General features: G+C 70.8%; 13 protein-coding genes. 3 read left to right on the top strand and 10 right to left on the bottom strand.

Translation table 11 applies throughout. The features are described 5' to 3' along the window. The first annotated feature begins 3 nt into the window (after window positions 1–3). A complete protein-coding gene (gene thpR / locus HNR00_RS10940; RefSeq protein ID WP_183569132.1) occupies window positions 4–573 on the top strand; it encodes an RNA 2',3'-cyclic phosphodiesterase in 570 nt (189 codons plus the stop codon). A 169-nt stretch (window positions 574–742) separates the two neighbouring features. On the opposite strand, the gene HNR00_RS10935 is transcribed toward thpR, so the two are convergent. From HNR00_RS10935 to HNR00_RS10915, 5 genes are all read right to left on the bottom strand, one after another. After that, window positions 743–1582, bottom strand: coding sequence for a metallophosphoesterase family protein (locus HNR00_RS10935; RefSeq protein ID WP_183569131.1), 840 nt, complete (start codon window positions 1580–1582; stop codon window positions 743–745). After that, on the bottom strand, window positions 1579–2481 hold the full coding sequence (locus tag HNR00_RS10930; RefSeq protein WP_183569129.1) for a diacylglycerol/lipid kinase family protein: 903 nt from the start codon (window positions 2479–2481) through the stop codon (window positions 1579–1581). Before HNR00_RS10930 ends, HNR00_RS10935 begins: the two co-directional genes overlap by 4 nt. A gap of 244 nt (window positions 2482–2725) precedes the next feature. Beyond that, on the bottom strand, window positions 2726–3229 hold the full coding sequence (locus HNR00_RS10925; RefSeq protein ID WP_183569127.1) for a DUF3016 domain-containing protein: 504 nt from the start codon (window positions 3227–3229) through the stop codon (window positions 2726–2728). Then, window positions 3226–3441: a hypothetical protein gene (locus HNR00_RS10920; RefSeq protein ID WP_183569125.1), complete on the bottom strand. Its 216-nt coding sequence runs from the start codon at window positions 3439–3441 to the stop codon at window positions 3226–3228. The genes HNR00_RS10925 and HNR00_RS10920 overlap by 4 nt, the downstream gene beginning before the upstream one ends. Before the next feature lie 260 nt (window positions 3442–3701). Beyond that, window positions 3702–4238, bottom strand: a complete 537-nt coding sequence (locus HNR00_RS10915; protein WP_183569123.1) for a ComEA family DNA-binding protein — start codon at window positions 4236–4238, stop codon at window positions 3702–3704. A gap of 361 nt (window positions 4239–4599) precedes the next feature. Between HNR00_RS10915 and HNR00_RS10910 the strand changes: the two genes are divergently transcribed. Then, window positions 4600–5793, top strand: coding sequence for a patatin-like phospholipase family protein (locus HNR00_RS10910; RefSeq protein ID WP_183569121.1), 1194 nt, complete (start codon window positions 4600–4602; stop codon window positions 5791–5793). 5 nt (window positions 5794–5798) lie between these two features. Here HNR00_RS10910 and HNR00_RS26045 read toward each other — a convergent pair whose 3' ends face one another. From HNR00_RS26045 to HNR00_RS10885, 5 genes are all read right to left on the bottom strand, one after another. Then, window positions 5799–6296 (bottom strand): hypothetical protein, encoded by a 498-nt coding sequence (locus HNR00_RS26045; protein WP_376770370.1) that lies wholly within the window; start codon window positions 6294–6296, stop codon window positions 5799–5801. Between the two features lie 363 nt (window positions 6297–6659). Further along, window positions 6660–6788: a TFIIS helical bundle-like domain containing protein gene (locus HNR00_RS10900; protein ID WP_183569119.1), complete on the bottom strand. Its 129-nt coding sequence runs from the start codon at window positions 6786–6788 to the stop codon at window positions 6660–6662. An 81-nt stretch (window positions 6789–6869) separates the two neighbouring features. Next, window positions 6870–8033, bottom strand: a complete 1164-nt coding sequence (locus tag HNR00_RS10895; protein ID WP_183569117.1) for an MFS transporter — start codon at window positions 8031–8033, stop codon at window positions 6870–6872. A gap of 347 nt (window positions 8034–8380) precedes the next feature. Then, the gene (gene olsB, locus HNR00_RS10890) at window positions 8381–9379 is read right to left on the bottom strand and encodes a l-ornithine N(alpha)-acyltransferase (protein ID WP_183569116.1); all 999 of its coding nucleotides are present in this window, start codon (window positions 9377–9379) and stop codon (window positions 8381–8383) included. 207 nt (window positions 9380–9586) lie between these two features. Then, window positions 9587–9976, bottom strand: a complete 390-nt coding sequence (locus HNR00_RS10885) for a DUF2267 domain-containing protein (protein ID WP_183569114.1) — start codon at window positions 9974–9976, stop codon at window positions 9587–9589. Window positions 9977–10248: 272 nt separating this feature from the next. On the opposite strand from HNR00_RS10885, the gene HNR00_RS10880 reads away from it, so the two are divergent. Continuing rightward, window positions 10249–11790, top strand: a complete 1542-nt coding sequence (locus HNR00_RS10880) for a helicase HerA-like domain-containing protein (RefSeq protein ID WP_183569112.1) — start codon at window positions 10249–10251, stop codon at window positions 11788–11790. The last annotated feature ends 143 nt before the right edge of the window (window positions 11791–11933 follow it).

Below are 11933 nucleotides of genomic sequence, written 5' to 3'. Positions count from 1 at the left end.
GCGATGGCGCGGCTGTTCACCGGCTTGGAGATCCCGTCCGAGATCGCCCAGCGCCTGACGCCGTTCCGCGGCGGCCTGCCCGGCGCCCGCTGGATCGAGCCCTCGGACTACCACATCACCCTGCGCTTCCTCGGCGAGGTCGACGGCAGCCTCGCGGCCGACCTCGACGCGGGTCTGGCCGAGGCCCGCGCCCGCGCGCCCTTCGCCGTGACGCTCGACGGGCTCGCGAGCTTCGGCGGCGACCGGCCGCGGGCCCTCTACGCCTCGGTGGTCCTGACGCCGGAACTCGCCGACCTGCAGGAGGAGCACGAGCGCATCGCCCGCCGGGCCGGCGCGGAGCCGGAGCGCCGCCGCTTCACCCCGCACGTGACGCTGGCCCGCCTCAACCGCGAGGCGGAGGCGAGCGCGGTGGCGCGGTATCTGAGCGAGGCCGGGGTGTTTCCGTCGCTCACCTTCACGGCGGAGCGCGCGGCGCTGTACTCGGCCCGCACCTCGCGGGGCGGCGGGCCGTATCTGGTCGAGGCGGCCTATCCGTTCGGTCTCTGCGATGCGTTCGAAGACGACGAGGATTAGGCAAAAACCCCGTCCATCCCACCCAATCCCCTCATCCAGAGGTGCCCGCGTCAGCGGGCCTCGACGGCGGGCTCCGGGGATCGCGCGATACGCTGGAGCCCTCCTTCGAGGCTCCGCCTTCGGCTACGCGCCTCAGGATGAGAGGGATGGATGGGAAAACGCGCGTCGCTCAGGACGATTCCGGCGCTCCTTCGGCATCCGCCCACCCGCTCCCGGTCCAGACCCGCACCGTCACGGTCGCCCGCCCGTCCTCGATGCGGATGCGGTTGTAGGCGTTGGGCTCGTTGCCGCGCAGGCGCGTCGAGGTGGCGGAACCCGCCTGGACGGCGAGCAGGCGCGGGCCATGGGCGCGGGCGACGCCGTGATCGACGGCTTCCGTCTCGGGCTCGGCCCCGGTCTCGGGGGCGGCGACGAAGCGGGCGTAGTGGCGGTGGAGATGGCCCGCCAGCGTCAGGCCGACATCGTGGCGGCGGAAGGCGTCGAGCGCCTCGTCGGCCCGGCCGACGAGGCGGGCCTCCTCGTCCCAGGGCGGCGGCATGAACGGGTGATGGCCGACCACGATGCGGAACCGGCCCTCGGGCAGGGCGGCGAGCCGCGCCTCGGTGCGGGCGATCTGCGAACGGGTGATCTTTCCTTGCGACCAGTCGGTCTCCGGCGCCCAGGTCCGCACGGTGTTGAGGCAGACCACCGCGATCTCGTCGTCGAGGAAGGTCGGCTCGGTCTCGGGGTGGATGTAGTTCCGGTAGCGGCGGAACGGGTGGAAGAAGCGCGAGAACAGCTTGAAATGGGCGATGTCGTGGTTGCCCGGCACCGCGATCCAGGGCGCGGCGAGCCGGGCCAGGAAGGCGCGCGCCTCGGCATATTCGCGCCGCCGCGCCCGCATGGTGAAGTCGCCGGACGCGATGATCAGGTCGGGCGGATCGCGGTTGATCTCGTCCACCAGCCCCTCGACCACGGCCGGGTCGGTGCGGCCGAAATGCAGGTCGGAGATATGCGCGATCCGCCTCACGGCTGCTCCTCCCGAGGCGCGATCACGGTCAGGGCGCGCGGCCGGAGCCGGTAGCGCAAGGGCGAGGCGATCAAGCGGATTTCTCCATCGTTCATCACCCGTAACGCGCGACGGCCCGCCGAGATCGCGAGCCCCGCCGCTTCATGACGCTCCAGGCCCGGCACGGCGCGCCAACGTCCGGCGGCGAAGCCCAGCGCCAACTGCGCGAGCCGCCACGGCGGCAGCCGGCGGGCGATGTAGAGCGTGAGCCCCCCGCCATCGACCCGTTCGCGCTCCAGGATTTTTCCCGGACCCTCGGCGTAGTCGTTGTTGACGACGCAGAGCAGGCGCAGGCGCAGCCGCTCGCGTCGGCCCGCGACGCTCAGCGTGGTGCTGAGCCGCGGGTAGGGGCCGAGATGGCGCAAGGTGGCGAGCGCCAGCCGCGCGAGCCCGAGCGGGCCGAGGCGCCGGCCGCGAAAGCGCTCGCGATGGCGCGCCACGCGGGCCGGCATGCCGATAACCGAGTTGATGAGGAAGACGTGTCCGTTGACCTCGCCGAGATCGACGGCGCGGGGCCGGCCGGTCCGCAGCAGGGCGATCGCCCCGTCGAGATCGAGCGGGATGCCGAGATCCTTGGCGAGCAGGTTCATGGTGCCGAAGGGCAGCACCGCGAGCGCCACGCCGGTGCCGGCCAGAATGCCCGCGGCGCAGTTGAGCGTGCCGTCGCCGCCCGCCACCGCGACCGCGGCGACGCCCTCGGTGCGGGCGGCCTGCCTCAGGCGCTCGGGCAGCGGCAGGTCGGGGTCGGGCTCGGGCGCGAGATCGAGCCCGGCCGCCGTGAGCCGTTCGCGGATCACGTCGGGCGTGATGCCGTCCCGAAAAGAACCCGACGCGGAATTGGCGACGAGGACGATGCGCATGGGGGAGGGGGTCCGGGCCAGAACGAGGCCCGGACATGGCAGAGGCGGCTGTCGGCCGGATGACGAAAGTTCGGAGTAGGGCGGCACCCAATGGATGCTGAGGCCGACCTACCTCCACCGTCATTCCGGGGCCGCGCAGCGGAACCCGGAATCCACCCGTGATGCGCGGGTATGAAAGACGTCGCGGCCAGTCGTGGATTCCGGGTTCGCCTTCGGCGCCCCGGAATGACGGCGGAGGATGCTTTCAGTTACGCGGCGGTCGCCGCTCGGCGATGCGGGCCTGGAACCAGTCCCGCAGCAGCTCGCGCTCGTAATAGAAGGTCTGCCCGGAGAAGGAGCGGGCGGTGCGCATCAGGAAGTTGAGGTCGGAGACCGCCTCCTCCGCCGACAGCACGGTGCGCCGTCCCTCGCGTAAGGCGTAGCGCAGGCGGAAGCGCGGCGGGGTGACGTCGTTGACGACGCGCAGGCCGAACGGGACATTGCCCCCCGGCTGGTCGAAGCCGGCGAGGTCGATGTCGAGCACGTCGATGTCGAGGCTCTGGCCCGGCGCCAGCACCCGGTTGCCCAGGCTCTCGAACAGGCGGCGCATCTCGGCGAGCGTCACCCGCAGGGGCGGCCCGGACCCGAAGCGGTTCGCGGCATCGGTGTAGCGCTCGGGCGCGACGAAACGAACGTTGACCTGGGCCAGCGCCGGCAGCGGAACGGCGAGCGCGGCCAGGAAAGCGAGCGTCCCGAGCGCCCGCCTCATTGGTGCGCGCGATTGATGATCGCTTGCAGGGCGCGGGCCACCGGCTCGGTGACGGTGCGCCGGTACTTGCGGTGGACGAGTTGGCCGTTGTGGTAGATGTCCTGCTCGACGTAGAGCCGCTCGCCGTCCCAGCGCACGATGTTGTCGGATTCCGTCGTCTCCTCGACGCCCAGATCCTGGCGGAGGATCGGTGCGCCGGATGTCGTGTGCATGGATCGCCTCGCGTCGGGTGTCTCGCGCCCTCCGTCTTAAGGCCTGCGGCGGCGGGGCACCAGACGGGCACGCCCATTCGCGTGACACAGGGCGCCCGGCGCGACCGTCGCCCGATCGACGATCGCTCGAAAAGCGATTGGCCGCATTCCGGGCGCGAAGAGCGCCCCGCGCAGCGGCCTCGGCTCTGCCGAGGTGTCTAGCGGAGCGAACAGCCGAAGGCCGCGGGCGCGGCCGCCGGCGCTTGAGGCCAAACAAAAAACTACCTCACCGTCACCTGATCCTTGATGCGCTGGTAGGTGGCGCGGTTGAGGACGCGCTTCGACAGGAGTTGATCCACCGAGGTGTAGGGCCGGTGACCGATGATCGCCCGGCCGATCGATCCGCCGCCCTTGAGCCCATTCAATTCGGCGAGCGAGGCGGTGTTGAGATCGACCAGCGCGACCGCGGCCGGGGGCGCGTTCTCCGCCGCCGCCTCGGTCGGATCGGGCGCGGCAGCGGGAGGCGGCGAGACGGGAGCCGGCGCGGGCGGCGGGCTCGGCTCGCGGCGGGGCAGCGACAGCGGGGCGGGCGGCGCCTCGGCCATCGGGGGCGGGGTGGGGGCGGCGGGCTCGGGCGGGACGGGTTCGGGCGGCGGGGCGGGCCGGCTCGGCTCCGGCCGGGCCGGCGCCTGCGTCGCGGCGGGCGGTTCGGGGGTCGTGGGGGCGCCGCGGGTCCAGACGAACTGGACGATCCCGGCGATGCCCGCGGCCGCCACCAGCACGAGAAGGACGCGCAGGATCGCCGATCCGCTGAGCATTCGAGCCCTCCCCCCAGACAGTTCCGGGCTTCGCCGCCCGATGCGGAACCGGCGCGACCCGCCGCGTCACGCTCTCGAGACGATCTTAGGGCCTTCCGACGCGGCGAACATATGAGGGGAATTGAGAAAAGCGGCCTTTGCACAGGCCGCTTGCGCACAATCCGGAGGATTCTTGCCGGAGGATTCGCCGGAGGGTTCCCGGCCCGCGCCGCTGTGGCCGCACCGCACCATGCCCGGCTCCGTCGCGCTCAGCGGGCGGGAACACGATACGGCCAAGCTCGTTCTGGTATAAGCTGAGGCGTTCGCCCGGGCTCTTGCTGATATAAGCTGAGCCGTTCGCACGGCTCTTGGGATCCGACCGATGTCTCCTCGCTCCCGCTGGTCCCGCCTGATCGCGGCATTCCTCGTCGCGGGCCAAGCCGCGGCCTGCGCCTCGCTGCCGCGCACCACCTACACCAAGGCCGAGGCCGAGGCCGCCACCGTGCCGGGGATGGTGGGCGTGCGGGCCTATGCCGACGCCGCCGCGGCGGAGTTCGTCACGATGACGGCCTCGCCCCAGCGCAAGCGGCAGGCCTTCAGCTACCTCGCCCTCTCGGGCGGCGGCGGCGACGGCGCCTACGGCGCGGGCGTGCTCAACGGCTGGACGGCGTCCGGCACGCGGCCCGAGTTCACCATCGTGTCCGGCGTCTCGACCGGCGCGCTGATCGCGCCCTTCGCCTTCCTGGGACCCGCTTACGATTCCTACCTCACCGAGATCTACACCAGCGGCATCGCCGGTTCTCTGGTGCAGGGGGCGAGCCTCGCCAACGTGCTGTTCGGCTCCGGCCTGTTCGGCGACGGGCGCCTGCGCGACCTGATCGCCCGCTACGTGACGCCCGACCTCCTGCGGGCGGTCGCCGAGGAGCACGCCAAGGGCCGCCGCCTGCTCGTGGTGACGACGAACCTCGACAGCCAGCGCGCGGTGATCTGGAACATGGGCGCCATCGCGGGAAGCGGCGCGCCGAACGCGGTCTTGCTGTTCACCGACGTGCTGACGGCGTCGGCCAGCATCCCGGCGGTGTTCCCGCCCCAGCTCCTCGACGTGCAGGCGGGGGCCAGAGCCTTCCAGGAGATGCATGTCGACGGCTCGGTGGTGACGCCGGTCTTCACCCTGCCGCAGTCGTTCCTCGTGCGCGACGGGCGCATCCAGAGCGCGGGCAAGGCCGACATCTTCGTCGTCATCAACGGACGCCTCGAGCCCGAATTCGACGTGACCACGAACAACACCCTCTCGATCGTCGAGAAGTCGTTCACCACCGCGAGCCGGGCGCGCTCGCGGGCGACGCTGGTGGCCACCGACGCCTTCGCCCGCCGCAACGGCATCGGCTTCAACCTCACCTACATCGACGAGCGCGCGCCGCAGACCACCACGGCCCGCGGCTTCGACACCGGCTACATGCGCAGCCTCTATCAGTCCGGCTACGAGACCGGCCGCACCGGCCGGTTCTGGCACCGCGAGGTGCCGGCGGCGCCGCTGGTGAAAGACGTGGTGCAGGAGGCGGTGGCCGGCCGCTGACACCTCTACAGGAGGATCGCCAGCGGCTCCGGGCTGAGCCGCACGGCACCGGCCCGGCATCCGCTCTCCGCGGCGGCGTAGCGGATCGCCGCCTCGCGGCTGCGGAAATAGCCGCCGCCGAGACCGTGGCTCTCCCACGCGACCCAGCGCCCGCGGCAATCCTGGCCGACGACGTAGCTCAGGGCGACGCGGGCCGGGAGCGGCTCGGCGGGCAGAATCGAAACGGACATGATCGGGCAGGGGCTGACGCGGTCGGGGAAGCGGACCGCGTCGGGAATCTGAGCGCGGGGGCGTGAGGATTCGAGCGGGGCGACGGGCCCGCGGCGTGAGAAAGTCAGCAGGACGAATACGCCCGCGTCCTGCTCCGCCTCGCCGATGACGACGAGGGCGACGTCTACCAGCTCACGCCGGAGGAGCAGGGCTCGCTCGCCAAATCGCTCGAACAAGCCGAGCGCGGCGAGTTCGCCAGCGACGAGGAGGTGCGGGCGGTCTGGGCCAAGCACGGCCTGTGAGACTACGCTACACAAAGGAAGCCGTCGCCGAATTGGCACAGGTGCTCGACGGCATCGCGGAGCACTCTCCTCAAGGAGCGCGGCGCGTGCGTTCCCGTATCCGCGAAAGCGGTCGGCCTTCTAAGCGACCATCGCTTTAGCGGCCAGCGCACGAGCACTCCGGCGCTGCGCCGCATCGTGGTCGCGCCGTATCCCTACTGATCTTCTACCGCGTCGATGCGAAGGAGGTCGTCATCATCGGCATCCGCCACGCCGCGCGCGATCCGGCCACCATGCCGGGGCTGGACGCTTCCTGAACCGCGAGACGTTTCATAGGCGGGGCAGAGCGCCTCGCCCGTCGCGAATCCCGAAAAACTATTTCCGAAGGATCTTGGTCACCAGCCGGCCGATCGGGGAGCTCGATCCGGCGTTGCGGTCGTCGCGGACGACGTGGCGGTCCTCGGTGCCGAGGATCTTGGTGACGAGGCGGCCGATCAGGCTCATGGCAGGCTCCGCGGGGCAGGGGATGACAAGGGGGAACGGGTGAGCTCTGCCATCAACGGCGAGCCCCGCGGCAGCGTTCCGTCAGGCCGGGCGGCGCAACAGGCTGTTGGCCACCGGCGCGACGAAGGCCAGGAACAGGAGGCCGAGCGCCCAGGCGAAGCCGTGGGGCGGCGCGAGGTCCATGCCGCCGCCGACGAGGGGCGGCCCGAGCATCAGTCCGACATTGTAGAGCATCACGAAGGCGGCGTTGGCGCCCGCCAGATCCGGCCCCCGCAGGGTGGCGCCGAGATGGGCGAGGCCGACGGTGTAGAGCGTGCCGGCGATGCCGCCCCAGACGAAGATCAGGCTCGCGAGCCCCGTGAGCGAGCCGGAGGCGGCCGGAATCAGCGCGGCGCCGAGCGCCCCGAGAAGGCTCGCGCCGAGCAGCACCGCGCGGCGGTCGATCCGGTCGGCCAAGAGCCCCACGGGGATCTGGAACAGCACGTTGCCGAGCGCCGCCGCGCTCACGAGCGCCGCGGCGGCGGTGGCGTCGAGGCCGATGCGCAGGCCGTAGAGCGGCAGGATCGCGAAGGCCCCGGCCTCGACGGCGCCGTAGAGCGCGGCGGCGAGCACGGCGACGGGCGCGAGCCGCAGGTAGCGGATGAGCCCGCCGCCCTCGCCGTGGCCCAGCGCGGGCGAGAGGTTGCGGGCGAGCCCGAGCGGCAGGATCCCGAGGAAGAACAGGCCGGCGCCCGCGAGGTAGGGCGCGAACCCCTCCGTGCCGAGCACGGTCAGCAGGGCCGGGCCGATGGCGAAGCCGAGCGCCAGCACCGTGGCGTAGACGCCCATGACGAGGCCGCGGCGCTGAGGCGGCGCCGCGTCGTTGATCCAGAATTCGGAGAGCACGAACAGCACGCCGAGCGTCGTCGAGAAGACGAAGCGGAGCGGAAACCACAGGGCGAGGTTCGGCACGAGCTTGAAGGCGACGAGGCACAGGCCGCCGAGCGCGATGGCCGAGGCCAGCAATCGCACCACGCCGAGCCAGGCGGCGAGCCGCGGCACGAACGGCACGGTCAGGATCGCGGCGAGCCCCGCCACGGCCGTGTTGAGGCCGATGACGACGCTGGAGGCCCCCATCCGCTCCATCTCCAAGGAGAGAAGCGGGATCGACAGCCCGAGCCCGATGCCGACCACGGCGACGCAGGCGATGGCCGCAGCCATCGCGCCGAGGCGGTCGCGGTCGGTAAGGGCAGCGGAGGCGAGCATTTTTTCGTACGCAGCGGATGGACGCGCGAGCGCTTCGATCCCGTTTCAGATTGATGGATCCGGCCGCCCGCGCATCCCCTCTCCCCGCCAGGCGGGGAGAGGGCCGCGACGACCTCGTCGTCGGCGCGGCGAGGCGGCAGCCGAAGGTGAGGGGGCGGTCCAGGAAGAGACTCGTCCGTCGAGTCCCCCTCACCGCCGCTCCGGCTTCGCCTCCGCTTCCCGCAGACACGACAAGGTGTCTGCGGGCCTCTCCCCATGTGCGGGGAGAGGGGACATGCGGCCGAGTCCAATCGGATAAGTCGACAGCGGTATGGGCCGGCCCGCGCGCCCGCGGCAACCCGCTCGCTTCAGGCGGCGTGCCGATCCGCACCCGCGCCGAAATGGCCGATGTAGCGGGCGGCGATGGCCGCGACCGGGAGCACCACGAACACGTCGGTGGTGCCGAACTGGCGGTCGATCACCGCGCCGTCGCCGAAGGTGGCGCCGACCCGGAGATAGCCCTTCATCAGCGGCGGCAGGCTTGCGAGCGCCGCCTTGGGATCGACCGCCTCGCGGGCGAGCCGGTCCATCGCGACGTAGCGCTCCGGCAGGGCGCGCGCCTGCCACGGCTCGGGGGCGCGGGCGTGGTGGTGGAGGAAGCTCAAGGGGAGGGCGAGGCGGTCCGGGTCGGTGCCCTCCAGGCTGGCGCAGCCGAGCATCGCGTCGATGCGGTGGTGCAGCACGTAGGCCCAGATGCCGTGCCACAGCAGTTCCACCGTCCGCTTGGTGCGGTAGGGCTTGAGCACGCAGGAGCGGCCGAGTTCGAGGAAGCGTTTTTCGGGGTGGCGCTCGATCAGCGGGGCGAGATCGTACTCGCCCGCCGAGTAGAAGCCGAAATGCGCCTCCGCCCGGTCCTGGCGCAGCAGGCGGTAGGTGCCGACCACCTTCGGCCGCGCCTTGCGGAAGGGTTTGGCCTCGGTCGCCGCGTGGTCGATGACGAGGAGATGGTCGCAGACCGCGTCGTAGGCATCGACGTCCCGGCGCTTGAGCGCGGAGAACCCCGTCGGCACCGCCGACATCTCCTCGTAGAACACGCGGAAGCGCAGGCGCTGGGCCCGGCGGATCTCGGCCTTGGTGGTGGCGAGCCGCACCTCCAACGGGCCGATCCGGCCGAGGCACGGGTCGAGCCCCGGCTCGGCGAGCGATACCTTGCGGCGCGGCTTCAGGAGGATCGGGGTGCCGCCGGGGAGCGCGATGTCGCCGCCCTCAAAAGTCTGGCGGAAGCGGGCGAAGGGGGCCTGCACCTTCGCTTCCCAGCCGGCCTTCCACGCCGCACCGGCCTCGCGCGGGGAAAAATTCGGCAGCATCTGGTCTGACCCGTCGCGTCGAGGCGCGTCCCTGCGCGGCCCTTGTCGACGCGGGGCGACAACACCACGAAGGCCGCACGCTTTTATGACGGAAAAATCGTTTGCCGGACAGGGGTTTGCGCGGTGCCGGACACGGCCCGCGCAAGACCGGGGCGGGGTAGCCGGCGAACGAAACCGGCTAACGTTTTCAGGGGCTTGGCGAGACGCTCAGACGAACTGGCTCAAGCCGGGGATCGCGGCGACGATCGGACCCATCGTGTCCTCGCCCACCGTCTCGCGGCCATAGGCGAACAGCTCCTGGCCGAGCGGCTGCATCTGGTTCATCGGCACGCCGGCCGAGATCAGCTTCTGGCCGAGCGCCATCACGCCGCCCCCGCCCATCATGCCGCCGAGCATGCCCATCAGCCCGCCGCCGCTGTCCTGGGCGTTCGCCTGGGCGATGGCGGTCTCGGAGCCGGGGAGTGCGGCGAGCATCTTGCTCACCTCGGTCGCCGGTCCCTCCTTCTGCAGGAAGGCCAGGATGTGGCCGATCGCGGTGGTGGCGGTCGCCGCGTCGAGTCCCGTGCGGTTGGTGACGCGGGCAATCAGCTCTTCCATGAAGTCCTTCCTTCTCGACGTCGTTCGTCTGTCCGACGGCCCGGCGGCGAAATCAAGGGTCGCCGGGGCTATCGCCCCGCTTCCTTCTCGGCCTCAAGCGCCGGCGGCTGCATCCGCAGCCTCAGGCTTTCGCTCCGCTCGACGCCTCGGCACAGCCGAGGCCCGCTGCGCGGGGCGCTCTTCGCGCCCGGTCACACGGACTACTGGATCATGACGCCTCGCAGCCGTAACCTCGGCCGCAATCGGCCATCACGGTTCGGGCGGGAAAAACCATGAGCGAAGCGGGCACCATCCTGGTCGGCCGGAGCACGGGCCCGAACCCGAAGCCCGAGGTTCTGACGCTTCGCCTCGCCAACCGCCACGGCCTCGTGGCGGGCGCCACCGGCACCGGCAAGACCGTGACGCTGCAGGTGCTGGCCGAAGGGTTTTCGAACGCGGGCGTCCCGGTCTTCGCCGCCGACATCAAGGGCGACCTCTCCGGCCTCGCGGCGGCGGGGGAGGCCAAGCCGCACTTCGTCAAGCGGGCCGAGGAACTCGGCATACCTTACGAGCCCGACCGCTTCCCGACCGTGTTCTGGGACCTGTTCGGCGAGCAGGGCCATCCGATCCGCTGCACCATCACCGAGATGGGTCCGCTGCTGCTGGCGCGCCTGCTCGAACTCAACGACACGCAGGAAGGCGTGCTCAACATCGCCTTTCGCGTGGCCGACGAGAACCAGTGGCCGCTGATCGATCTGAAGGATCTGCGCGCGCTCCTCACCTTCCTGTCGGAGAACGCCAAGGAACTGTCGGCGACCTACGGCAACGTCGCGAGCGCCTCGATCGGCGCGATCCAGCGGGCGCTGCTGGTGCTGGAGAACCAGGGTGCCGCCCAATTCCTGGGCGAGCCGGCGCTGAACCTCTCCGACTTCATGCGCACCGACCGGGACGGAAGGGGCTTCATCAATATTCTCGCCGCCGACAAGCTGATGCAGCGGCCGCGCCTCTACGCCTCGTTCCTGCTGTGGATGCTCTCGGAGCTGTTCGAGCAGCTCCCCGAGGTGGGCGACCTCGACAAGCCGAAGCTCGTGTTCTTCTTCGACGAGGCGCACCTGCTGTTCAACGACGCGCCCAAGGCCCTGCTCGATGCCGTCGAGCAGGTGGTGCGCCTGATCCGCTCCAAGGGCGTCGGCGTCTACTTCGTGACCCAGAACCCGCTCGACGTGCCGGAGACGGTGCTGGGCCAGCTCGGCAACCGGGTGCAGCACGCGCTGCGCGCCTTCACCCCCCGCGACCAGCGCGCCGTGCGTGCCGCCGCCGAGACCTTCCGCCAGAATCCCGGCTTCGATGTCGGCAAAGCCATCACCGAACTCGCCGTCGGCGAGGCGCTGGTGAGCTTTCTCGAGGCCAAGGGCACACCCTCCATCGTCGAGCGGGCGCTGATCGCCCCGCCGCAGGGGCGGGTGGGGCCGCTGACGCCGCAGGAGCGCGCCGCGCTCATTCAGGCGAGCCCGTATCGCGGAAAATACGACGAGGCGGTCGACAACGAGAGCGCCTACGAGATGCTGGCCAAGCGCAAGGACCTCGACAGCGCCCCGGCGGAAGCCGCGGCGCAGACGGAGGGGGGTCTTGGGGGGATGCTGGGCGGCTGGCTCGGCTCCGTGCTGGGCGGTGGCGAGGAGGCGCCGAAGGGCAAGGGCAGGGGACGCCGCCCGCCGCCGAGCCTCGTCGAACAGGTGTTGGGGAATGCGGCGCGGTCCATGGCGCGCAAGGTGGGAACCGAGGTGGGGAACGCTATCCTGCGGAACGTGCTCGGAGGGCTGACGAAGCGCTGACTTTTCTTGATTTAGGATACATAATCCAACAAAAATCACGGAGACAAGTTACGCAATTTTGCTAGGATGCAAAAGCCAAAAGCTCATAAAATACAATTATCTACTATTGCAATGCCGTCCACATCAAAGCACGCCACTTGTCA

Source organism: Methylorubrum rhodinum, from assembly GCF_014199935.1.
Classification (GTDB): domain Bacteria; phylum Pseudomonadota; class Alphaproteobacteria; order Rhizobiales; family Beijerinckiaceae; genus Methylobacterium; species Methylobacterium rhodinum.
Note: the sequence above shows the minus strand (reverse complement) of the source record. Positions and strands in the feature narration are given on the sequence as shown.